Genomic DNA, 22,542 nt, shown 5'->3' with positions numbered 1-22,542 from the left:
TTCTCAGCGCCGATGGTAGTTGGGGGCTGTCCCCCTGTGAGAGTAGGACGCTGCCGGGCGAATGAAAGAGTACCTGATAGGTGCTCTTTTTTGTGTTTTTATTTATTTTTCAGCTATAAATATCGCTTATTTCTCTTAAAGGAACTTTTTTAAGAAACCATTTTGGTCACTCACCTTTGTTTTTAGCATATAACGGTCACTTTCTTATATTTATCGGCCACTTTTTCGATATATCGGTCAGTTGGCTCTAAAGCGCCTTTTATAGCTAAAACCATCTAAATTGAATAAATATCCTCGTCTACTCTGCCCTTTAAATCAGATTCAAAAGGATGTGAACCCTCCTCCTTTCCTTTCTCAAGGTACGAGATCTAAAAGTATAGCCCAGCAGAAAAATCTAAATTTAGGTCAGATGTTAGGCAAATATAAAAAATTCTTAGTTAAATCCTAAATGTGCTGGAAAATATCAAAAGGCAAGTCTCTATACATTGTGCAGTGCTCTTCACAAAACAAATCTCTATCTCATGTTTCCTATCTTCAAAAAACAAATCCTATCCCAATATTCTTGCCTTCGTGAATATATTCCTAAAAATAAGTATAAATTACATCCTTCACTCAAGCACAAACCTGCCCAACTCAAAAATATTGTTATCGACATTAACTTCCATTTTCAGGTTTGAGAAGTCAAAAAATGGGGGAAAATTATTAACATCCGCTGATTGCAAGAAATTACATAAATCATGTATAATTAATGTCAAATATAGTCAAAGTCAGATAGGGGGAGGCTTGGTGAGAAATATATCCGACATAATTGAGAATTATTTGAAGCAGGTTTTAGAAAAAAGCGAGAGGGAAATCGCAGAAATAAAAAGAAGTGAAATTGCTGATAAATTTCAATGTGTACCTTCTCAGATCAATTATGTGATCAATACCCGTTTTACGATTGAAAAAGGCTATGTCGTGGAAAGTAAGCGAGGCGGCGGAGGGTATATCCGGATTATGAAAGTTCACTCCTATGACCACGCTGATTTAATTGACCAATTGATTTCATTAGTGCATAGCCGTATAGCGCAAAGCAGTGCAGAAAATGTTATTTATCGCTTGGTGGAAGAGGAGATTATAACACAAAGGGAAGCTAAAATAATGTTTAGTGTAATAGACCGCTCCGTTTTATATATAGATCTTCCATTTCGGGATGAGCTGCGGTCAAGGATGTTAAAGGCGATGTTAACAACTTTAAAATATAAATAAGTTTTAGCGAGCTGGAGAGGTGAAGTCATGATTTGTCAGGAGTGTAATCAAAGGCCGGCCACGCTGCATTTTACAAAGATTATCAATGGAGAAAAAGCAGAGTTCCATCTATGCGAAAAGTGCGCTCATGAAAAAGGTGAAATGTTTATGCTGGGCAGCGGTTCCGGTTTTTCAATAAATAATTTGCTGGCAGGCCTGCTGAATATTGAACCTGCGTTTCAGGGATCGAACAAGGACCCATTCCAGCAGGAAAAAGTCCTTCAATGTGAACAATGTTCCATGACCTTTCAGCAGTTTATTAAAATAGGGCGCTTTGGCTGTGCACATTGCTATGAAGCTTTTAAGGAGCAGCTGAGTCCGATTCTTAGAAGGCTGCACAGCGGGAATACGGCCCATAATGGAAAAATCCCTGCCAGAATTGGCGGGACAATTCATTTGCGAAGGAATATTGACGAATTTAAGCATAAGTTAAAAGAAATGATTGCTCAAGAAGAATTTGAGCAGGCGGCAGAGTTAAGAGATGAAATTCGAAAGCTGGAAAAACAGCTGAATGACAATCATGAGGGAGGGGGATAAGCTTGTCGCTCGAACGCTTTATCAATCAAGCTATTAGCTCCTGGATGAGTGCGGAAGGCCCTGATTCCGATATTGTTTTAAGTTCCAGAATCAGACTTGCCAGAAATATTAAACAATATAAATTTCCTACTCTATTTACAAATGAAGAAGCAAAAGCAGTTATCCAAAAGGTGAAGAATAGAGTGGGGCATTCTATTTTTTCCAATCTTGGAAATCTGGAGCTTCTATTAATGGATGAACTCCAGCCGCTTCAAAAAAGAGTGCTGATGGAGAAACACTTAATCAGTCCTCACCTTGCTGAGAATTCAACTTATGGTGCATGTCTTCTTTCAGAAAACGAAGAGGTCAGCATTATGATTAATGAAGAAGACCATATTCGGATTCAATGTTTGTTTCCGGGGTTTCAGCCTTCAGAAGCCTTAAGTATGGCAAATGAAATAGATGATTGGCTTGAGGAAGAGGCTGATTATGCCTTTGATGAAACTGTCGGTTTTTTAACAAGCTGTCCGACAAACGTAGGTACCGGACTAAGAGCATCCGTTATGATGCATTTGCCAGGTCTTGTACTGACCCAGCAAATGAACCGTATTATTCCTGCAATTAATCAGCTTGGTTTAGTGGTTAGAGGGATTTACGGGGAAGGCAGCGAAGCATTAGGTAACATCTTTCAAGTTTCAAACCAGATCACACTCGGAAAATCAGAAGAGGATATTGTTGAGGATCTGAAAAGCGTTGTCAGCCAGTTAATTTCTCAGGAAAGGTCGGCTAGGGAAGCATTAGCAAAGACTTCTAACATACAATTAGAAGACAGAGTCTTCCGCTCTTATGGCATTTTATCAAATAGCCGAATTATAGAATCGAAGGAAGCCGCACAATGCTTATCCGATGTTCGCCTGGGAATAGATATGGAGTATATCAAAAAAATATCTAAAAATATTTTAAATGAACTGATGATTCTGACACAGCCAGGCTTTTTGCAGCAATATGCAGGCGGGCCGCTCAGGCCTCATGAACGCGATATCCGCAGGGCTTCATTAATCAGGGAAAGATTAAAATTGGAAGATCAAGAGTTGGGAGGATGAAATTATATGATGTTCGGACGATTTACGGAAAGAGCTCAGAAGGTATTGGCTTTAGCACAGGAAGAAGCAATCCGCTTAGGACATAATAACATCGGGACAGAGCATATCCTGCTTGGACTCGTACGCGAAGGAGAAGGAATAGCCGCAAAAGCCCTCTATGCATTGGGCCTCGGTTCTGAAAAGATCCAAAAAGAAGTTGAAAATCTAATAGGCAGGGGACAAGATGCATCCCAAACTATTCATTATACGCCACGCGCTAAAAAGGTTATTGAACTTTCAATGGATGAAGCGAGAAAGCTGGGGCACTCATATGTTGGAACCGAGCATATCCTGCTGGGGCTTATCCGCGAAGGAGAAGGTGTTGCAGCCAGAGTGCTTAATAACCTAGGGGTCAGCCTCAATAAAGCCCGCCAGCAAGTGCTGCAGCTTTTGGGCAGCAATGAATCTGGCAGCCATCAGGGAGGCTCGGCTGCTAATGCGAACACACCAACTCTTGACGGATTAGCCCGTGATTTGACAGCTATTGCAAGGGAAGGAAGCCTGGATCCGGTAATTGGCCGAAGCAAAGAAATCCAGCGAGTCATTGAAGTATTAAGCCGCCGTACGAAAAACAACCCTGTTTTAATTGGAGAGCCAGGTGTAGGGAAAACAGCGATTGCTGAGGGGCTGGCACAGCAGATCATAAATAATGAGGTGCCGGAAACACTTCGTGATAAAAGGGTTATGACCCTCGATATGGGTACAGTTGTAGCAGGTACTAAATATCGTGGCGAATTTGAGGATCGTCTGAAAAAAGTGATGGATGAAATCAGGCAAGCTGGCAATATTATCTTATTTATTGATGAGCTTCATACTTTAATAGGTGCCGGCGGGGCAGAAGGTGCCATTGATGCATCAAATATCCTAAAACCTTCTCTTGCCCGCGGCGAGCTTCAATGTATTGGAGCAACTACACTTGATGAATACAGAAAATACATTGAAAAGGATGCAGCGCTTGAAAGACGCTTCCAGCCGATCACGGTTGATGAGCCTACTGCAGATGAATCTGTACAAATTTTGCAGGGATTGCGTGACCGCTATGAAGCCCACCATCGCGTAACGATAACGGATGCAGCGATTGAAGCAGCTGTAAAGCTATCAGACCGCTACATTTCTGACCGATTCCTTCCGGATAAGGCGATAGATTTAATAGATGAAGCAGGCTCAAAAGTAAGACTTCGCTCGTACACAACTCCTCCTAACTTAAAAGAGCTTGAAGTTAAGTTGGAGGACGTCAGAAAAGAAAAAGATGCAGCTGTTCAAAGCCAGGAGTTTGAAAAAGCTGCATCATTAAGGGATACAGAGCAGCGCCTGCGCGAGCAGCTTGAAGAAACAAAGAAAACGTGGAAAGAAAAGCAAGGCAAGGAGAACAGTGAAGTAACGGTTGAGGATATTGCCAATGTTGTATCCAGCTGGACTGGAATTCCTGTTTCCAAGCTGGCGCAAACAGAGACGGAGAAGCTGCTTAACCTCGAAGAAATTCTTCACTCCCGAGTAATTGGGCAAGAAGAAGCAGTTAAAGCTATCTCAAAGGCTGTCCGCCGTGCGAGGGCAGGGCTTAAAGATCCTAAGCGTCCAATTGGTTCCTTTGTGTTCCTTGGCCCAACAGGAGTTGGTAAAACGGAATTAGCCCGTGCATTAGCGGAAGCAATGTTCGGTGATGAGGATGCGATGATCCGCATTGATATGTCAGAATACATGGAGAAGCACTCCACATCCCGTCTAGTAGGTTCGCCTCCGGGTTATGTAGGATATGAAGAAGGCGGACAGTTAACTGAAAAAGTCCGCAGAAAACCATATTCTGTTGTGCTGCTGGATGAAATTGAAAAGGCTCATCCGGATGTTTTCAATATTCTTTTACAGGTATTGGAAGACGGGAGATTAACAGATTCTAAAGGAAGAACGGTTGATTTCCGAAATACTGTTCTGATTATGACTTCCAATGTAGGTGCAGAGGCACTTAAGCGAAACAAATATGTCGGCTTTAATATTCAGGATGGGGAACAGGATTACAAAGATATGAAAGGAAAAGTAATGGAAGAGATGAAAAAATCCTTCCGTCCGGAGTTCTTAAACCGTATCGATGAAATCATTGTCTTCCATGCATTAGAGAAGAAGCATCTTCAGGAAATCGTTACGCTGATGTCCGATACATTAACGAATCGATTGAAGGAACAAGATATTTCGCTGGAACTGACAAATGCCGCCAAAGAAAAAATCTCTGAGGAGGGCTATGATCCGGAATACGGAGCACGCCCGCTCCGCAGAGCCATTCAAAAGCATATAGAGGATCGCTTATCAGAGGAGCTGTTAAAGGGAACAGTCCTAACTGGGCAAAGCGTAGTGATAGATGTGAAGGATGGGGAATTTGTGGTTAAAACAGCTGAAACCAGCGGAACGCCAAATCTTCAAAAATAAATAATCTGCACTAATGGATTAACCAGCAAAAAGGTACACGGCCCTGTCATACGTGTACCTTTTTGTACGCTATTAGGCGCCTTTATAGAGACGCTACTGCAGCGTTCAAACAGTTTTTTTTTCCGTTCTATGTTAATTTTAAAGATATAGTGGATTTGCTTATAGAATTTCACCACGAAAACATTTAAAGACTCGTGCAAAAGGGAATAGGGAAGTTAATACATGCTTCTGTCTAAACTGGCTTCTTTGCGAAGACTGGTAACTTTTATGATTTCCTTTATGGCGGCTGAAATGGATGTTTAGAGAGGAAGAAGAAGGATGGCTAAGAGAAAAACTAAATTCATGTGCCAGGACTGCGGTTATAAATCCCCTAAATGGATGGGGAAATGTCCAGGGTGCGGTCAGTGGAACACGATGGTTGAGGAAGTCGAAAAGCCGGCTTCAACCAGAAGGGGAGCTTTTGCCCATTCCCAAGGAACAGCAATCATCGCAAAGGCAATGCCTATTACATCAATTGAAACAGTCAGTGAACCGCGAATATATACAGACTTAAATGAATTGAATCGTGTATTGGGAGGCGGAATTGTCCGTGGTTCACTAGTGCTTATCGGTGGAGACCCTGGCATTGGAAAATCAACGCTTCTTCTTCAGGTTTCGTCCCAGCTGGCAAACAAAAAACATTCAGTTTTATATATATCAGGTGAGGAGTCCATGCGCCAAACAAAGCTAAGGGCTGACCGCTTAGGTGTTTCTTCTGATAGTTTGCTGGTTTACTCGGAAACAAGCCTGGATGAAATCAGCAGAACAATCGATAATGTGAATCCTGACTTTGTTATCATTGATTCCATTCAAACTATATTCCATCCTGAAGTTACATCTGCGCCAGGGAGTGTATCTCAGGTGCGGGAATGTACTGCTGAATTAATGCGCATTGGGAAAACAAAAGGAATCGCCATTTTTATTGTGGGCCATGTTACAAAGGAAGGATCCATTGCAGGGCCAAGACTCTTAGAGCATATGGTTGATACTGTTTTATATTTTGAAGGAGAGCGCCATCATACATATCGGATTTTGCGAGCTGTGAAAAACAGGTTTGGGTCAACGAATGAAATGGGCATTTTTGAAATGAAGGAAGTCGGGCTTGAGGAAGTTTCCAATCCATCTGAGATATTCCTGGAAGAACGCTCGCAAGGCGCAGCTGGTTCTACCGTAGTGGCGTCCATGGAGGGGACAAGGCCTGTACTAGTAGAAATTCAGGCACTCATTTCTCCGACAAGCTTTGGAAATCCAAGGAGAATGGCTACAGGAATTGATCACAATCGTGTTCCGCTTCTCATGGCTGTTTTGGAGAAGCGGGTTGGTATGCTGCTGCAAAACCAGGATGCCTATCTTAAAGTTGCAGGTGGGGTGAAGCTGGATGAACCTGCAATAGACCTGGCCATTGCCGTTAGCATTGCTTCAAGTTTCCGGGATAAACCAACGAAGGCATCAGATTGTATAATAGGGGAAGTAGGACTGACGGGTGAAGTCAGACGAGTTTCAAGAATTGAACAGAGAGTTCAGGAGGCGGCAAAGCTGGGGTTTGAGCGGGTGATCTTGCCTGCAAATAATCTTGGAGGATGGAGTGCGCCACGAGGGATTGAATTAATCGGTGTAGGGTCTGTCAGTGAAGCATTAAAGGCTGCGTTAGGGGGTTAAGTATGGAGACAAAAAAATTGGGCGAAAAAACGATGAGCGAAATCCTTCAATTTATGGCTCCGGGTACGCCTATTAGAGAAGGGATTGATAATGTACTCCGCGCAAATACTGGAGGGTTAATTGTTTTAGGTTCGAAAGAAAAAATGAATAGCCTTGTTGATGGCGGCTTCTTAATCAATTGTTCCTTTACGCCAAGTTATTTGTATGAGCTGGCAAAGATGGATGGAGCTATCATTCTAAATGAAGAAGGCAGCAAAATCTTAATCGCTAATGCCCAGCTTGTCCCTGATTCAGGTGTACCTTCCACAGAAACAGGAATGCGCCATCGAACAGCCGAACGAGTTGCCAGGCAGACGGGAGCTTTAGTGATAGCTATTTCACAGAGAAGAAATGTCATTACATTGTACAAAGGGCATTCCCGTTATGCTTTGAGGGATATTGGGGTGATTTTGACGAAGGCGAATGTGGCAGTCCAAACACTGGAGAAATATAAAGTGGTGCTGGAACAAAGTATCGGGAACCTTAGTATCTTGGAGTTTGAAGAACTGGTTACTTATAGTGACATCCTTCATGTTTTTCATAATATTGAAATGGTGCTCCGCATAAAAAATGAACTTCTAACCTATTTAAGTGAGCTGGGAACAGAAGGAAGACTCATACGGCTACAGTTGAATGAACTGTTAACAGAGCTTGAAAGAGAAGCTGAATGGATTATTAGAGATTACGCGCAATCAAAAGATATTGACTCAAGGGATATGCTTATTAAGCTTCAGGAACTTTCCAAAGGGGAAATGCTTGAAGACTCTGTGATCCTTAAGCTTTTAGGATTTAACGGCTATATTCATACAGAGGAATTCAGATGTCCCCGCGGGTACCGCGTACTGAATAAAGTTCCTCGCCTTCCGCCAATTATTATTGAAAACTTAATAAATCGCTTCGAAGAGTTTCCGAATATTACCGCGGCATCCGTAGAGGATCTGGATGAAGTAGAAGGAATTGGGGAAGTAAGGGCGAGAAAAATTAAGGAGGGCCTCAAACTCATTAAAGAACAGGTATTTGCGGATCGCCAGCTATAAGAGACCATTGAACTATGTAATACGTTGTGCTAAAATGATTAGTTATTTATTTGACAGTTTATTGCCAATGATGCTACCCTTAGGTTGTATCAACGTATAGAATATGCAATAATTGCATCTCCTTAAACGGTGCAATGTTACTATCCTAATATAACTTTTGGTTAGAAAGATAAAAATCTTCGTAATTGAAGGTTTCAATTTTAGGAATTTGTTTATAATGAGTAAAAGGAGGTGAAGGAATGTTAAGACGTATTGTACAGGCATGCTTCCTTATTATCGGGGTAACGCTTGGGATATTTTTGATTCCTGACTTATTGAAATTAATGAATTTAAACGACATTCCTCTTTTAAATAATCCATATGTGTCCGCCGTTTTAGGTGCTATTATTTTTTATCTTATTACTTTTTGGGCGGTTGATCATGTCGTCAATTTTGTGAGATGGGCAGAAGAATCACTCGTAAAAGTACCTATAACTGATATTATTTTCGGAAGTGTCGGTCTTGTTTTTGGATTAGTTATTGCTTTTTTAATCGGCTATGCACTTAATGCCATTGAGGTCCCCATACTGAATACGGTAGCCCCGATTGTGTTGACATTGCTGTTTGGTTATCTTGGTTTCCAAGTGGGCTTTAAAAAACGTGACGAGCTATTAACTTTGTTTTCAAACAAGAAAAAGAAAACAGCGGAAGAAGATAGTGAGCCGGAAACGGCTGCTAAAAACTCGCTTAAGATTCTTGATACAAGCGTCATTATTGATGGGCGGATTGCAGATATTTGCCAAACGGGCTTTCTTGAGGGCACGATTGTCATACCGCAATTTGTGCTGGAGGAGCTCCAGCATATCGCTGATTCTTCAGATGTTCTAAAACGAAATCGAGGCCGAAGAGGGCTTGATATTTTAAATAAAATTCAAAAAGAGCTCTCTATTAAGGTTGAGATTTATGAGGGCGACTTTGAAGAGATACAGGAAGTAGACAGCAAACTTGTAAAGCTGGCGAAAATAACAAATGGTGTCGTTGTGACCAATGATTTTAATTTAAACAAAGTTTGTGAATTGCAAAAAGTAGCTGTTTTAAATATTAATGATCTAGCGAATGCTGTGAAGCCTGTTGTGCTTCCTGGAGAGGAAATGAAGGTACAGGTAATTAAGGATGGCAAGGAACAGAATCAGGGTATTGCCTACCTGGATGATGGTACGATGATCGTGGTGGAAGAAGGCAGAAACTATATTGGCAAACATATTGATGTTCTTGTCACAAGTGTTTTGCAGACATCTGCCGGCAGAATGATTTTTGCAAAACCCAAGCTTTTAGAAAAAGCTTTATAATGCACGCATAAAAAAGTAGGACAGATTGTGCGGGGGGAGCATCTTTGCCTCCCTTGCCTTTTTGCCCTACCTTTTTTGGGAGAGAGGAATCATTTTATGAACTACCAAGTAATTCTTCCGGCAGCAGGACAGGGAAAAAGAATGGGAGCAGGAAAGAATAAGCTTCTCCTTAAAATTGGTGAAATGCCTGTTTTTATCCATACAATAAAAGTCTTTGAAAATGATCCCGACTGCACCGGCATTATATTGGCAATCAATTCACAAGATGAACAGGAAATGAGTGTTCTTTTAAAAGAGCATAACATTACAAAAGTAGATGCCATGGTTGAGGGAGGCAAGGAAAGGCAGCACAGTGTCTATAATGCTGCTAAAACGATCGCTGGAGATGGGGTTGTGCTGGTACATGATGCTGCGCGTCCTTTCGTTGGCCAGGAATTGATTAGACCGCTCGTGAAGACGGCAGAAGAAAAAGGTTCAGCAGTCCTTGCTGTGCCCCTTAAAGACACGGTTAAAAAAGCAGATGGAAATTTGGTTGCAGAAACACTTGAACGTTCCGGCCTGTGGGCTGTTCAAACGCCACAGGCTTTTCGTATTTCTGTTCTGCTTGAAGCACACCGCAGGGCTTTAGAAGAAAAGTATCTAGGGACGGATGATGCCAGCCTCGTGGAGCGGTTAGGCAAAGAAGTGGTGATTGTAGAAGGAAATTACGATAATATTAAGCTGACTACGCCAGAGGACCTTTATTTTGCAGAAGCAATCATTAAGAAAAGAGAAAAACAGAAATAGTTAACATAGCATGTTAATGACAAAACAAAAGGGGATTTTATTATGTTTAGGATAGGGCAAGGTTTTGATGTTCATCAATTTGCTGAAGGGCGCCCTTTGATTATTGGAGGGATTGAGATACCTTATGAAAAAGGGCTGCTCGGTCATTCGGATGCAGATGTTTTGCTGCATACTGTAGCCGATGCTTGTCTCGGTGCGATTGGTGAAGGAGATATCGGGCGTCATTTTCCAGATATGGATCCTGAATTTAAGGGGGCCGATTCTGCGAAATTGCTGGAGCATGTATGGGGTATTGTTAAAGAAAAAGGATATGAGCTGGTGAATGCAGACTGCACCATTATTGCCCAAAAGCCCAAAATGGCTCCCCATATCGGAAAAATGCAAGAGCGGATTGCTCAGCTTTTAGAAACTGACAAAGAAAATATAAATGTGAAAGCAACCACTACGGAGAAGCTTGGTTTTACGGGAAGAGAAGAAGGAATTGCTTCACAAGCCGCTGTTTTGCTAAAAAAGAAAGCTAACTAATAAAATTACCTTTCAGAAGGAATTTCAGAGTGTTAAAATATAGCTTATCGCAGTGTAACGGGCAGTAAGGCCATAGAGATAAGTCTGGTCAAACCTTTCCGAAAAGGCTCAAAAGCAGAACAAAGATTAAAAAGCAACGTCTTGTGGAATTTCTTTGTGATTTGCTTCGTGCGGGCCTCAACTAACAATCAGGGGGAGAAGGCAGACTAAACCAAATCGCGACGGTCTTTCACTATGATTGCACTAGCACGTCCTATGCATTGCCCAACTTTATTGAAGATTTTGAGGAGGCAGTAACTATGTCAAATGAAATCCGCGTCCGCTACGCTCCGAGTCCAACCGGGCATTTACATATCGGAAATGCGAGAACGGCGCTATTCAACTATTTATTTGCAAGAAGCAAAGGCGGAAAATTCATCATCCGCATTGAAGATACAGATAAGAAACGAAATATTGAAGGCGGTGAAGAAAGCCAGCTTCATTACTTAAAATGGCTTGGCATGGATTGGGACGAAAGCATAGATAAAAAAGGCGCATACGGACCATACCGCCAATCTGAACGGAATGATATTTATGAAACATACTACAAAGAACTTCTTGAAAAAGGGCATGCCTATAAATGCTATTGTACGGAAGAAGAATTGGAAGCTGAACGTGAGGCTCAGTCTGCTAAGGGAGATACCCCTGCTTATTCAGGGAAATGCCGCCACTTAACAGCTGAGAATAAGGCTGCATTGGAAGCGGAAGGCAGAAAGCCCAGCATTCGCTTTTTAGTGCCAAAGGGGAAGGTTCTCTCATTCAAAGACATGGTAAAAGGTGATGTGTCATTTGAATCTGATGGCTTTGGTGATTATGTAATTGTCAAAAAAGACGGAACGCCTACTTATAACTTTGCGGTAGCCGTGGACGACCACCTAATGAAAATCTCTCATGTACTGCGCGGTGATGACCATATCTCCAATACGCCTAAGCAGCAGATGATTTATGAAGCATTGGGCTGGGAAATGCCGAAATTTGGCCATATGACTTTGATTGTTAATGAAAGCCGAAAGAAATTAAGCAAGCGAGACGAGACGATTATTCAGTTCATCGAACAGTATGAAGAATTGGGCTACTTGCCGGAGGCTCTATTTAACTTTATTACTTTGCTGGGCTGGTCTCCTGCCGGAGAGGAAGAAATCTTCTCCAAGGAAGAGTTTATTGATATTTTCGATGAGAGCAGACTTTCAAAATCTCCTGCCCTTTTCGATAAGCAAAAGCTGGAATGGATGAATAATCAGTACATGAAAAAACTTGATCAGGATCGTCTGGTTTCCATTTCTGCCCCTCACCTGGTGAAGGCAGGGAAGATCAGAGAAAACTGGCAGCAGGAAAATAATGAGTGGGTCCGCAGCTTAATCACACTATATCAGGAAAAGATGAGCTTTGGCGCTGAAATTGTTGAATTGTCAGAACTTTTCTTCACAGAAGAAATGACGGTAGATGAAGAAGCCAGGGAAGTTCTTTCTGAAGAGCAAGTTCCTGAAGTGCTGTCTGCATTCCTGCAGGAAATTGAAACACTTGCAGAATTCAAAGCAGACGAAATTAAGGCGGCCATGAAAGCTGTGCAAAAATCAACAGGTCATAAAGGCAAAAAGCTCTTTATGCCAATCCGTTCTGCAACTACCGGCCAAACACATGGGCCTGATCTGCCGCAGGCAATCGAGCTTTTAGGAAAGGAAAAAGTAAAAACACGCTTAATGAGCATTATTGGTTAACATCTTGGAGAAAATGTAATATAGTATTAAGTAAATTATTCTATATAAAAAAGTGTTGAAGAGGAAAAGTAAGAAAAAAGATGCTTTTTAGAGAGAACCATCAGCGGCTGAAAGTGGTTTAAGCCTCTCTTTTTTCTGAAGTGCGCCTCTGAGCCTCAATTCGAACGGATGCCGGCAGCTTGCTGCCTCCAAGTAGATTTGGGCGGAACTCCTTCCGTTAACAGGTTAAAGTTGAGACTTTACTAGTCTAAACAGAGTGGAACCGCGCATAAAGCGTCTCTGTCCTATTGTGGCAGAGGCGCTTTTTTATATATGAAAAGGGATACACCTTATTTCCTGGAAAATATTATAGGGGAATAGCAATTAGATAGACAAAAATAAAAAATGAAGACTTATGTCAGGAGGGGAAATGAACAATGTTTGTAAGAATGAAGGAAGATATCGAAGTGGTATTTGAACAGGATCCAGCAGCAAGAAGTTATTTGGAAGTAATATTAACGTATTCTGGACTTCACGCTATTTGGTCACACCGCATTGCCCACGCACTTTTTAAGCGGAAATTTTATTTTCTTGCAAGAGTTGTTTCTCAGATCAGCCGCTTTTTCACAGGAATTGAAATTCATCCGGGAGCAAAGATTGGCAGACGTTTTTTTATCGATCATGGAATGGGGGTTGTGATAGGGGAAACATGTGAGATTGGCGATAACGTAACCGTTTTTCAGGGAGTGACGCTAGGTGGGACCGGGAAGGAAAAAGGCAAGCGGCATCCTACTATTAAAGACAATGCACTTATTGCGACAGGTGCGAAGGTTCTGGGTTCCATTACAATTGGGGAAAACTCTAAAATAGGCGCAGGCTCCGTTGTCCTTCATGAGGTTCCGCCGAACTCAACTGTAGTCGGCATTCCAGGCAGAGTGAAAATCCGTGATGGAGTGAAAGTTGGAAAGGATTTAAATCATTGTGATCTTCCAGATCCAATTTTTGACCGTTTTAAGGAAATGGAGAAAGAGATGCAAGAAATAAGAGATGAAGTTGAGTCGCTGAGGAAAGAAAGGAGTCAGGTTTATGGCCATTCAGATCTATAATACACTAACACGGCAAAAAGAAGAGTTTATCCCATTAGAAGAGGGAAAAGTGAAAATGTATGTGTGCGGACCAACCGTATATAACTATATTCATATAGGAAATGCGCGCCCGCCAATTGTGTTTGATACTGTACGAAGATATCTTGAGTTCCGCGGCTATAATGTTCAGTATGTTTCCAATTTCACAGATGTTGACGACAAGCTGATCCGCGTAGCCAATGAACTTGGAACAGATGTTCCAAGCATTGCGGAACGCTTTATTAATGCTTATTTCGAGGATGTTTCAGCATTGGGCTGCAGGCGGGCTGATGTCCATCCAAGAGTGACAGAAAGCATGGGTATCATTATTGAGTTTATTCAGACATTGATTGATAAAGGCTTCGCGTATGAATCTGAGGGGGATGTCTATTACCATACCCGCAAATTTGATGAGTACGGAAAGCTGTCCCATCAGTCTATTGATGAATTGCGTGTCGGCGCCCGTATTGCGGTAGGTGATAAGAAACAGGATTCCCTTGATTTTGTTCTTTGGAAAGCCGCGAAGGAAGGAGAAATATCATGGGATAGCCCTTGGGGAAAAGGAAGGCCAGGCTGGCATATTGAATGCTCTGCGATGGCAAAGAAATTCCTGGGGGACACAATTGATATCCATGCAGGCGGACAGGATCTTGCCTTCCCGCATCATGAAAATGAAATCGCCCAGTCAGAAGCACTGACAGGAAAACCCTTTGCCCGATATTGGATGCATAATGGTTATATTAATATAGACAATGAAAAAATGTCTAAATCACTTGGGAACTTTGTATTGGTTCATGATATTATCCAAAAACATGATCCTGAGGTTTTAAGATTTTTCATGATATCTGTACATTACAGACATCCAATCAACTACAGTGATGAGCTTCTGGAAAATACCCGTTCAGGGCTGGAACGCATTAAAACGTCTTATCATAATTTAAAGCACCGCAAAGAAGCTAGTGTGAATCTGACTGATAATAATCAGGAGTGGCTGGATAAAATAACGGTTCTTCATGAGCAGTTCATTCACGATATGGATGATGATTTCAACACAGCGAATGCCGTATCTATTTTATTTGAGCTGTCCAAACTCTCGAATTATTACCTAATGGAAAAAAACACAGCTGTTGAAGTGATCGATGCATTTACAAAAGAATTCGAAATACTGTTTGATGTATTGGGACTTTCCCTTGAAGAAGCAAATGCTGACCTTCTGGATGATGAAATTGAACTGCTGATTGAACAGCGTCAGCAGGCCAGAAAAGAACGCAATTTTGAACTGGCAGACAAGATCCGTGATCAGCTGAAAGAAATGAATATTATCCTTGAAGATACACCGCAGGGAATCAGATGGAAAAGAGGCTAAACAATGCTTCACTATGAAAATAAAATAGATGAAAAACAATTGAATAGTCTCGCTTTGGCGTATATGGGGGATGCGGTTTTTGAAACCTATATACGCCACCATCTGCTTCAAAATGGACGGGTTAGGCCCCACCTTCTTCATAAAGAGGCAACCTGGTATGTTTCTGCGAAAGCCCAGTCCATGATCATCCATGAATTAATTGACTCTGAACGTCTGACGGAAGAAGAACGGGCAGTAGTCCGGAGGGGACGAAATGCAAAATCCGGTTCGGTACCGAAAAATACGGATGTGCAAACGTACAGATACAGCACGGCTTTTGAATCCCTGATTGGCTATCTATTTTTGTCCAAAAGCCAAGAGCGAATGGAAGAGCTGATCCTTGAATCCATAAGATTAGTTGAGGAAAAGAAAGGAGGAGCGGTAAAGTGAGCCAGGATTTTATCATTGGGAAAAATCCCGTTATTGAAGCATTAAAGTCAGAAAGGGATATTAATAAGATCTTTATCGCAGAAGGTTCGCAAAGTGGGCAGATGCAACAGGTAATTGGGCTGGCAAAATCGGCAGGTGTGCTGGTTCAGTTCGTTCCCAAGAAAAAAATTGATCAGATGGCAGAAGGAAACCATCAGGGAGTGGTTGCTCAGGTGGCTGCATATCAATATGCAGAAATAGATGATCTCTTTGCTGCAGCGGAAAAGAAAAATGAGGATCCATTCTTTTTGCTGCTGGATGAAATAGAAGATCCACATAATCTCGGATCCATCATGCGGACAGCGGATGCTGTCGGGGCACACGGGATTATTATTCCCAAGCGGAGGGCTGTAGGCCTGACTGCAACGGTGGCCAAGGCATCAACGGGTGCTATTGAGTATATTCCTGTTGTCCGAGTTACGAACATGGCTAGAACCATTGATGAGTTGAAAGAGAGAGGCGTTTGGATTGCGGGAACGGATGCGAAAGGAAAACAAGACTACCGCCAATTCGATGGGGCGATGCCAATAGGGCTTGTGATCGGCAGTGAAGGAAAAGGAATGGGCCGCCTGATCAGGGATAAATGTGATTTTCTTATCCGATTGCCTATGTCAGGGCATGTTACTTCTTTGAATGCATCTGTTGCGGCTGCTCTTCTTATGTATGAGGTTTATCGGAAACGGCTTCCTCTTGAGGGATAATAATGGACATCCTAATTGTTGACGGGTACAACATAATTGGTGCTTGGCCGGAATTAAAGGAACTCAAGGACAAAGATTTATCTTCTGCCAGGGACCGCCTTGTCGAAAAAATGGCCGAGTACCAGGGATATTCCGGTTATAAGGTCATAGTCGTTTTTGATGCCCACTACGTAAAGGGTACTGAAAAAAAAATTAAGAATTCAAAAGTAGAGGTAATTTTTACCAGAAATAATGAAACCGCGGATGAGCGCATTGAAAAATTGGCGATTGATTTAAGCAATATTAAAACGCAAATTCATGTTGCTACTTCCGATTATACAGAGCAATGGGTCATTTTTGGCCAAGGCGCTCTAAGGAAGTCAGCCAGGGAGCTGCTTAACGAAATGAATCTGATCGAAAGCAGCATCGAAAAAAAAGTAAAAAAAATTCAGCAAAAAAAACCCGTTTCCAAAATCCACCTTAGCAATGAAGTGGCAGAAATTTTTGAAAAGTGGCGCAGAGGGGGACAATGAGCGGTTGACGCTTGAAAAAGCCCTGCTGTATAATATTTCTAACCATGCTTGTACGGTCGGGGGGATCCTAGTGAGTGCTGACTTCAAGACAATCGACGAAAATCTATTAGACTTTATCCAGCTTGAGGACGAAGAGTTAGTTGATCTGGTGCATAAAGGAGAAAGTGAAGCATTAGATTATCTGATTCATAAATATCGCAATTTCGTGCGGGCGAAAGCAAGATCCTATTTTTTGATTGGTGCAGACAAAGAAGATATTGTACAAGAGGGAATGATTGGCCTGTATAAAGCCATCCGCGATTTTAAAGAGGACAAGCTTTCCTCCTTTAAAGCGTTTGCTGAGCTGTGCATTACAAGGCAGATTATTACCGCTATAAAGACGGCGACACGGCAAAAGCATATTCCGCTGAATTCTTATGTTTCTTTAGATAAGCCTATTTATGATGAAGAATCTGACCGGACTTTAATGGATGTCATTTCAGGAGCTAAGGTTATGGATCCTGAAGAGCTTATCATTAACCAGGAAGAGTTTGACCACATTGAAATAAAAATGTCTGAGCTGCTGAGTGACCTGGAACGAAAGGTGCTTGCTCTTTATTTGGACGGGCAGTCCTATCAGGAAATTTCTGAAGAGCTCAACCGCCATGTGAAATCAATAGACAATGCCTTGCAGCGTGTGAAAAGGAAGCTGGAAAGATATTTGGAAGTGCGTGAGTTTTCTTTATAGACAAAACTTCCCAAGAACTTGCCCTTTTTGCAGTTATTGACATGTTTTAGGGAGCGTGTTAAAGTTTTAAGGGCGTAAAGTGGACATTAGTAGGTGGGAAAATGACTAAAAAGGCGATACTTGCATGTTCTGATTGCGGTTCGAGAAACTACTCAACGGCAAGCAAGAATGATTCAGGCAGGCTTGAACTGAAGAAATTTTGCAGTGCATGCAGTACACATACGATCCATAAAGAAACAAAGTAATTTTAGATATAGATTAGAAGTTTTGCTCTTTAATAGCCAGAAAGCTGATTGACTGATTATTTGACTAGCAATAGTCTGTTAATATAGCCGTTTGCGCTTTACTGTTAAAAGATATCTCTTGAAAGTTGGGGGTTACGAAATGCAACGCACCGTGAATTTTTTCCGTGAAGTTGGGCGAGAAATGAGAAAGGTCAGCTGGCCTAAGCGCAAAGAATTAACAAACTATACTGTAACCGTTTTAGCGACAGTTACATTCTTTGCTGTGTTTTTTGCAGTGCTTGACCTGGGTATTTCTGAATTGATTCGTATTATTCTTGAATAACCCCTGAGTTTCCATGGTATAATGGAGAATAACACAGGTAACATTTGCAAAGCCCGGAGACGGGTTTTTTCATTTGGTCAAAAAAGTTGTAATGCAAATAAATTGTTTAATACAGGGAGGGAAGGACGAACAAGTCCTCTTGAATGGAAAAGAATTGGTATGTTGTTCATACGTACTCTGGCTATGAAAATAAAGTCAAAGCAAACCTGGAGAAGCGTGTCGAGTCTATGGGTATGCAAGATAAAATCTTCCGTGTAGTCGTTCCGGAAGAAGAAGAAACAGAATTGAAAAACGGCAAAAAGAAAGTAGTGAAACGAAAGGTATTCCCTGGCTATGTTATTGTGGAAATTGTCATGACTGATGATTCCTGGTATGTAGTAAGAAATACTCCTGGGGTAACAGGGTTTGTCGGCTCTGCTGGGTCTGGATCAAAACCTACCCCGCTATTGCCAGAAGAAGTTACTAATATCTTAAAGCATATGGGTGTCGAGGAAGCGCGTTTTGACATCAACTTTGAAATTGGTGAAACGGTACAAGTTAAAGAAGGCCCGTTTGCAAACTTTACAGGCACTATTGAAGATATCGATAAAGATAAAGCGAAGATCAAAGTGCTCGTTAACATGTTCGGCCGTGATACTCCGGTGGAACTTGATTTCACCCAGATAGAGAAATTATAGAAATACACAGAAAAGCTTGATTCATCAGCTATAATTGCTTACTCAATTTGGGTGCTTTTATATATCTTTGTAAAAAAACTTGAAATTGCCTTTGAAAAGTGATAATATTTCAAAGGTCAGTATGTCTCTTGCAAAGAGGCTGGACAATTGTTAAAAGTTCTTTATCTTAATATAAAGACTATAAGTTGAGTGGGAGGGAATTTCCCTATTACCACATCACGGACTTTAAGGAGGTGTGTCTCGTGGCTAAAAAAGTAATCAAACTTGTAAAGCTGCAAATCCCTGCAGGTAAAGCGAACCCTGCACCACCAGTAGGACCGGCACTTGGTCAAGCAGGTGTAAACATCATGGGATTCTGTAAGGAATTTAACGCTCGTACAGCTGAACAAGCTGGCTTAATCATTCCTGTTGAAATCACGGTTTTTGAAGACCGTTCATTTACATTTATTACGAAAACTCCTCCTGCTGCAGTTCTTCTTAAGAAGGCGGCTGGAATCGAGTCTGGTTCTGGTGAACCAAACCGTAATAAAGTAGCAACAGTCAAGCGTGACAAGGTACGCGAGATTGCTGAAACAAAGATGCCTGACCTAAACGCTGCAAGCGTAGAAGCTGCAATGCGTATGGTTGAAGGTACTGCGCGCAGCATGGGTATCGTTATTGAAGACTAATCCATGTATGTGAAATTATAATGTGTGCACTTTGAATGTTGGGCATCTGTCCAGCCTCAGAAGTGTTTGCGCATTTCTGTTTATGATTGAGGTTGCGACGCTGAATTTGGTTTCACTCGCAACCTTTGTTTTGTCTAGCTGCGGCGCCTGGCCCCTCGAGATCATAAGCCAATCCTCACAGAAAGGAAAAAAACACCTTTTTGTGAGTTCGTCTTATGCTTATCAGAGCTGAACACCTAGGAAAGCTTCCTTGGATAAACTTCGCAGGAACAAGCGGGTTTTGCATGTTCCGAAGGCGCCTCCGCTTTTAGTCGTGGGAGGTTATTCCGCTAAAACCACAATCAAGGAGGAAATAAAAAATGGCTAAAAAAGGTAAGAAGTACGCAGAAGCTGCAAAGCTTGTTGATTCTTCAAAAGCTTACCCAATTACAGAAGCAATTGATCTTGCGAAGAAAACAAATTTTGCAAAATTTGACGCAACTGTTGAAGTGGCATTCCGTCTAGGAGTTGACCCTAAGAAAGCTGACCAGCAAATCCGTGGAGCGGTTGTGCTTCCGAATGGAACTGGTAAAACTCAGCGTGTTCTTGTATTCGCTAAGGGTGAAAAAGTGAAGGAAGCAGAAGCTGCTGGAGCAGATTTTGTAGGTGATTCTGAATACATCAACAAAATCAACCAAGGCTGGTTCGATTTTGATGTAATCGTTGCTACACCTGACATGATGGGTGAAGTTGGTAAACTTGGCCGTGTGTTAGGACCAAAAGGCTTAATGCCAAACCCTAAGACTGGCACCGTTACTTTTGACGTTCAAAAAGCAGTAAACGAAATCAAAGCAGGTAAAGTTGAATACCGCGTTGACAAAGCTGGTAACATCCATGTGCCGATCGGGAAAGTATCTTTCGAAGACGAAAAGCTTGTGGAAAACTTCAACACTATTTTCGATACAATGATGAAAGTGAAGCCTGCTGCTGCTAAAGGAACTTACATGAAGAATGTTTCCGTTACTTCTACTATGGGACCTGGCGTAAAAGTAGATCCCTCATCTATTGCAGTTAAATAATACCAATTGACAATGTTGAATGCATATAGTAATATGTGTTTTGTTGTTAAAATATAATAACATTTGTGCCGTAGACAGCAGGTGCTGCAAAGCTTAATTCCCTGCCGAGGTATTACGATAGAATTGCTTTTCTTGCTATTGTATACTTCCTCCATGTCTGCAAAGTCATGGAGGTTTTTTATTGGACGGTATAAATGTAGAAATTCTACAGGAGGTGTAAGGATGAGCAGCGTTATTGAACAAAAGAAACAAATCGTAGAAGGAATTGCTGATAAATTTAAATCTAGTTTATCAACAGTTGTTGTTGACTACCGTGGTCTTACTGTTGCTGAGGTTACTGAACTTCGCAAACAGCTTCGTGAAGCTGGCGTAGAATTCAAAGTATACAAGAATTCAATGACTCGCCGTGCTGCTGAGGCTGCTGAAATTTCCGGTTTAAACGAAGCTTTAACTGGACCAAACGCAATCGCGTTCAGCACAGAAGATGTAGTTGCCCCAGCGAAAATCTTAAATGATTTTGCGAAAAAGCACGAAGCACTTGAAATTAAAGCAGGTGTAATCGAAGGAAATGTCGCTTCAGTAGAAGATATCAAAGCTCTTGCTGAACTACCATCTCGCGAAGGCTTGCTATCTATGCTACTCAGCGTGTTACAAGCACCTATCCGCAATCTTGCTCTTGCTGCAAAAGCTGTTGCAGATCAAAAAGAAGAACAAGGCGCGTAAGTTAATTTTAGCGATAAATTAATAGATTCAAACCAAATATAAGGAGGAAACATTATCATGACTAAAGAACAAATCATTGAAGCAGTTAAAAATATGACTGTTTTAGAACTAAACGACCTAGTAAAAGCAATTGAAGAAGAATTTGGTGTAACTGCTGCTGCTCCTGTAGCTGTAATGGGCGGAGCTGCTGGTGGAGACGCTGCTGCTGAAAAAACTGAATTTGACGTTGTTCTTGCATCTGCAGGCGACCAAAAAATCAAAGTTATCAAAGTGGTACGTGAAATCACGGGTCTTGGACTTAAAGAAGCGAAAGAACTTGTTGACAACACTCCAAAAGCTATTAAAGAAGGCGTTTCTAAAGAAGAAGCTGAAGAAGTTAAAGCTAAGCTTGAAGAAGTTGGAGCTGGCGTTGAAGTTAAGTAATATAATTGATGAAAAGCCCGCTGCTTAGGCGGGCTTTTTATATTTTGACGAAGCCCTAAAAGGTTAAGTCTTCAACTTCGATGACTGTTTAGTCCGTCGAGGTCATAAGCTGAATCACTTCAGGGGACAGCGCCTATGCCCGATATGGCTTATGCTATGGGGGCTGATCGAGGCGCTTCTGCATTTCGCTTTTGCTTTTTAAAATGCTTTCCTTTATAATTCGTTCGAAAACACTTTATAGTGATTCTCCAAAATCTTCAATTGTATCTCCTGTGGAGGTGATTTCATGTCCGAACACTACTATTCCCAAACGCAAAAAGTAGAAAGCAATCCGAAAACCTGGAGCTATACTTTGAAAAGTCAGCCATTCCGGTTTAAAACGGACAATGGTGTCTTTTCGAAGAATGAAGTCGATTTTGGCTCTCGCTTATTAGTTGAAGCCTTTAAAGAGCCGGATGTTGATGGAAATATACTCGATGTCGGCTGCGGGTATGGGCCTATTGGTCTGACAGCAGCGAAATATATGCCGGAACGAACTGTGCATATGGTGGATGTAAACGAAAGAGCGCTTGGCTTGGCTAAAGAAAATGCTGAGTTGAATGGCATTAAAAATGTTCAAATTTATGAGAGTGACCGTCTTGAAAATACAAAAGGAAATAAATTTGCCGCTATCCTAACCAATCCTCCGATCAGGGCAGGCAAAAAGGTGGTCCATGATATATTTGAACAAGGTTTTGAAGCGCTTTTACCTGGAGGGGAGCTTTGGGTGGTCATCCAGAAGAAGCAGGGAGCACCTTCTGCCATTGGTAGACTGACAGAGCTATTTGGTGAAGTTGAGACGGTAGAGAAGAAGAAAGGCTATTTTATTTTGAAAGGAAAAAAAGATTGACTTGACTTTTTTGCTATGATAGTATTGTAAAATGCCAACATATTATATTTCTATTTATAACTAAAATTAACTAATAGATGTATAAATTTGGTTTTGATGGAAAAGCTAATAAAATAATACTCGTATT

Annotated in this window: 24 protein-coding genes and 2 other annotated features; all 24 genes read left to right on the top strand. The window is 41.6% G+C overall.

The window, feature by feature from the left end:
• Positions 1–786 precede the first annotated feature (786 nt).
• The 24 genes from NCCP133_RS18015 to NCCP133_RS17900 all read left to right on the top strand — a co-directional run bounded on the left by NCCP133_RS18015 (position 787) and on the right by NCCP133_RS17900 (position 22,415).
• Positions 787–1,248: a CtsR family transcriptional regulator gene (locus NCCP133_RS18015; protein ID WP_264806635.1), complete on the top strand. Its 462-nt coding sequence runs from the start codon at positions 787–789 to the stop codon at positions 1,246–1,248.
• Between the two features lie 27 nt (positions 1,249–1,275).
• Positions 1,276–1,824 (top strand): UvrB/UvrC motif-containing protein, encoded by a 549-nt coding sequence (locus tag NCCP133_RS18010; protein WP_264806634.1) that lies wholly within the window; start codon positions 1,276–1,278, stop codon positions 1,822–1,824.
• Positions 1,825–1,826: 2 nt separating this feature from the next.
• Entirely contained in the window at positions 1,827–2,906 is a 1,080-nt protein-coding gene (locus tag NCCP133_RS18005; protein WP_264806633.1) for a protein arginine kinase, read from the top strand.
• A gap of 6 nt (positions 2,907–2,912) precedes the next feature.
• Complete coding sequence (clpC, locus tag NCCP133_RS18000; RefSeq protein ID WP_264806632.1) at positions 2,913–5,363, top strand: ATP-dependent protease ATP-binding subunit ClpC; 2,451 nt, start codon at positions 2,913–2,915, stop codon at positions 5,361–5,363.
• A gap of 318 nt (positions 5,364–5,681) precedes the next feature.
• Positions 5,682–7,061 (top strand): DNA repair protein RadA, encoded by a 1,380-nt coding sequence (gene radA, locus NCCP133_RS17995; protein WP_264806631.1) that lies wholly within the window; start codon positions 5,682–5,684, stop codon positions 7,059–7,061.
• Positions 7,062–7,063: 2 nt separating this feature from the next.
• Positions 7,064–8,137, top strand: coding sequence for a DNA integrity scanning diadenylate cyclase DisA (disA, locus tag NCCP133_RS17990; RefSeq protein WP_264806630.1), 1,074 nt, complete (start codon positions 7,064–7,066; stop codon positions 8,135–8,137).
• Positions 8,138–8,376: 239 nt separating this feature from the next.
• Positions 8,377–9,465 carry a PIN/TRAM domain-containing protein gene (locus tag NCCP133_RS17985; protein WP_264806629.1) on the top strand — a complete coding sequence of 363 codons (1,089 nt, stop codon included), beginning with the start codon at positions 8,377–8,379 and terminating at the stop codon, positions 9,463–9,465.
• 96 nt (positions 9,466–9,561) lie between these two features.
• Complete coding sequence (gene ispD / locus NCCP133_RS17980; protein ID WP_264806628.1) at positions 9,562–10,251, top strand: 2-C-methyl-D-erythritol 4-phosphate cytidylyltransferase; 690 nt, start codon at positions 9,562–9,564, stop codon at positions 10,249–10,251.
• Positions 10,252–10,293: 42 nt separating this feature from the next.
• Positions 10,294–10,776 carry a 2-C-methyl-D-erythritol 2,4-cyclodiphosphate synthase gene (gene ispF / locus NCCP133_RS17975; RefSeq protein ID WP_264806627.1) on the top strand — a complete coding sequence of 161 codons (483 nt, stop codon included), beginning with the start codon at positions 10,294–10,296 and terminating at the stop codon, positions 10,774–10,776.
• 299 nt (positions 10,777–11,075) lie between these two features.
• Complete coding sequence (gene gltX, locus NCCP133_RS17970) at positions 11,076–12,533, top strand: glutamate--tRNA ligase (protein ID WP_264806626.1); 1,458 nt, start codon at positions 11,076–11,078, stop codon at positions 12,531–12,533.
• 46 nt (positions 12,534–12,579) lie between these two features.
• Positions 12,580–12,817 (top strand) — a binding site (T-box leader).
• Positions 12,818–12,949: 132 nt separating this feature from the next.
• Entirely contained in the window at positions 12,950–13,618 is a 669-nt protein-coding gene (gene cysE / locus NCCP133_RS17965; RefSeq protein WP_264806625.1) for a serine O-acetyltransferase, read from the top strand.
• Positions 13,599–15,002, top strand: a complete 1,404-nt coding sequence (gene cysS, locus NCCP133_RS17960; protein ID WP_264806624.1) for a cysteine--tRNA ligase — start codon at positions 13,599–13,601, stop codon at positions 15,000–15,002. Before cysE ends, cysS begins: the two co-directional genes overlap by 20 nt.
• Before the next feature lie 3 nt (positions 15,003–15,005).
• Positions 15,006–15,431: a Mini-ribonuclease 3 gene (locus NCCP133_RS17955; RefSeq protein WP_264806623.1), complete on the top strand. Its 426-nt coding sequence runs from the start codon at positions 15,006–15,008 to the stop codon at positions 15,429–15,431.
• Positions 15,428–16,171, top strand: a complete 744-nt coding sequence (rlmB, locus tag NCCP133_RS17950; protein WP_264806622.1) for a 23S rRNA (guanosine(2251)-2'-O)-methyltransferase RlmB — start codon at positions 15,428–15,430, stop codon at positions 16,169–16,171. Before NCCP133_RS17955 ends, rlmB begins: the two co-directional genes overlap by 4 nt.
• Positions 16,172–16,173: 2 nt before the next feature.
• Positions 16,174–16,683 carry an NYN domain-containing protein gene (locus NCCP133_RS17945; protein ID WP_264806621.1) on the top strand — a complete coding sequence of 170 codons (510 nt, stop codon included), beginning with the start codon at positions 16,174–16,176 and terminating at the stop codon, positions 16,681–16,683.
• Between the two features lie 4 nt (positions 16,684–16,687).
• The gene (gene sigH, locus NCCP133_RS17940; RefSeq protein ID WP_331491083.1) at positions 16,688–17,410 is read left to right on the top strand and encodes an RNA polymerase sporulation sigma factor SigH; all 723 of its coding nucleotides are present in this window, start codon (positions 16,688–16,690) and stop codon (positions 17,408–17,410) included.
• Between the two features lie 101 nt (positions 17,411–17,511).
• Complete coding sequence (gene rpmG / locus NCCP133_RS17935) at positions 17,512–17,655, top strand: 50S ribosomal protein L33 (protein WP_264806620.1); 144 nt, start codon at positions 17,512–17,514, stop codon at positions 17,653–17,655.
• A gap of 139 nt (positions 17,656–17,794) precedes the next feature.
• Positions 17,795–17,977 (top strand): preprotein translocase subunit SecE, encoded by a 183-nt coding sequence (secE, locus tag NCCP133_RS17930; RefSeq protein WP_264806619.1) that lies wholly within the window; start codon positions 17,795–17,797, stop codon positions 17,975–17,977.
• Positions 17,978–18,120: 143 nt separating this feature from the next.
• The gene (gene nusG, locus NCCP133_RS17925; RefSeq protein WP_264806618.1) at positions 18,121–18,654 is read left to right on the top strand and encodes a transcription termination/antitermination protein NusG; all 534 of its coding nucleotides are present in this window, start codon (positions 18,121–18,123) and stop codon (positions 18,652–18,654) included.
• Between the two features lie 242 nt (positions 18,655–18,896).
• Entirely contained in the window at positions 18,897–19,322 is a 426-nt protein-coding gene (rplK, locus tag NCCP133_RS17920; RefSeq protein ID WP_009336545.1) for a 50S ribosomal protein L11, read from the top strand.
• 359 nt (positions 19,323–19,681) lie between these two features.
• Complete coding sequence (gene rplA / locus NCCP133_RS17915) at positions 19,682–20,380, top strand: 50S ribosomal protein L1 (protein ID WP_264806617.1); 699 nt, start codon at positions 19,682–19,684, stop codon at positions 20,378–20,380.
• 50 nt (positions 20,381–20,430) lie between these two features.
• Positions 20,431–20,569 (top strand) — a sequence feature (ribosomal protein L10 leader region).
• Positions 20,570–20,602: 33 nt separating this feature from the next.
• Positions 20,603–21,103, top strand: a complete 501-nt coding sequence (gene rplJ / locus NCCP133_RS17910; RefSeq protein ID WP_264806616.1) for a 50S ribosomal protein L10 — start codon at positions 20,603–20,605, stop codon at positions 21,101–21,103.
• A 57-nt stretch (positions 21,104–21,160) separates the two neighbouring features.
• A complete protein-coding gene (rplL, locus tag NCCP133_RS17905; protein WP_264806615.1) occupies positions 21,161–21,526 on the top strand; it encodes a 50S ribosomal protein L7/L12 in 366 nt (121 codons plus the stop codon).
• A 286-nt stretch (positions 21,527–21,812) separates the two neighbouring features.
• Positions 21,813–22,415, top strand: a complete 603-nt coding sequence (locus NCCP133_RS17900) for a class I SAM-dependent methyltransferase (RefSeq protein ID WP_264806614.1) — start codon at positions 21,813–21,815, stop codon at positions 22,413–22,415.
• Positions 22,416–22,542: the final 127 nt, after the last annotated feature.

This window comes from Cytobacillus sp. NCCP-133 (assembly GCF_026011715.1).
Classification (GTDB): domain Bacteria; phylum Bacillota; class Bacilli; order Bacillales; family Cytobacillaceae; genus Cytobacillus.
The sequence above is the reverse complement of the archived record's forward strand: the minus strand, read 5'-3'. Positions and strand labels throughout refer to the sequence as shown.

Bases quoted from the DNA above. Each gene is read 5' to 3' on its own strand.
- NCCP133_RS18010 (WP_264806634.1), top strand. From the start codon at position 1,276: ATGATTTGTCAGGAGTGTAATCAAAGGCCGGCCACGCTGCATTTTACA.
- rplL (WP_264806615.1), top strand. From the start codon at position 21,161: ATGACTAAAGAACAAATCATTGAAGCAGTTAAAAATATGACTGTTTTA.
- rplJ (WP_264806616.1), top strand. From the start codon at position 20,603: ATGAGCAGCGTTATTGAACAAAAGAAACAAATCGTAGAAGGAATTGCT.
- NCCP133_RS17945 (WP_264806621.1), top strand. From the start codon at position 16,174: ATGGACATCCTAATTGTTGACGGGTACAACATAATTGGTGCTTGGCCG.
- clpC (WP_264806632.1), top strand. From the start codon at position 2,913: ATGATGTTCGGACGATTTACGGAAAGAGCTCAGAAGGTATTGGCTTTA.
- NCCP133_RS17900 (WP_264806614.1), top strand. From the start codon at position 21,813: ATGTCCGAACACTACTATTCCCAAACGCAAAAAGTAGAAAGCAATCCG.
- cysE (WP_264806625.1), top strand. From the start codon at position 12,950: ATGTTTGTAAGAATGAAGGAAGATATCGAAGTGGTATTTGAACAGGAT.
- ispD (WP_264806628.1), top strand. From the start codon at position 9,562: ATGAACTACCAAGTAATTCTTCCGGCAGCAGGACAGGGAAAAAGAATG.
- NCCP133_RS17985 (WP_264806629.1), top strand. From the start codon at position 8,377: ATGTTAAGACGTATTGTACAGGCATGCTTCCTTATTATCGGGGTAACG.
- secE (WP_264806619.1), top strand. From the start codon at position 17,795: ATGCAACGCACCGTGAATTTTTTCCGTGAAGTTGGGCGAGAAATGAGA.
- rplA (WP_264806617.1), top strand. From the start codon at position 19,682: ATGGCTAAAAAAGGTAAGAAGTACGCAGAAGCTGCAAAGCTTGTTGAT.
- NCCP133_RS17955 (WP_264806623.1), top strand. From the start codon at position 15,006: ATGCTTCACTATGAAAATAAAATAGATGAAAAACAATTGAATAGTCTC.
- disA (WP_264806630.1), top strand. From the start codon at position 7,064: ATGGAGACAAAAAAATTGGGCGAAAAAACGATGAGCGAAATCCTTCAA.
- radA (WP_264806631.1), top strand. From the start codon at position 5,682: ATGGCTAAGAGAAAAACTAAATTCATGTGCCAGGACTGCGGTTATAAA.
- rpmG (WP_264806620.1), top strand. From the start codon at position 17,512: ATGACTAAAAAGGCGATACTTGCATGTTCTGATTGCGGTTCGAGAAAC.
- ispF (WP_264806627.1), top strand. From the start codon at position 10,294: ATGTTTAGGATAGGGCAAGGTTTTGATGTTCATCAATTTGCTGAAGGG.
- cysS (WP_264806624.1), top strand. From the start codon at position 13,599: ATGGCCATTCAGATCTATAATACACTAACACGGCAAAAAGAAGAGTTT.
- gltX (WP_264806626.1), top strand. From the start codon at position 11,076: ATGTCAAATGAAATCCGCGTCCGCTACGCTCCGAGTCCAACCGGGCAT.
- nusG (WP_264806618.1), top strand. From the start codon at position 18,121: ATGGAAAAGAATTGGTATGTTGTTCATACGTACTCTGGCTATGAAAAT.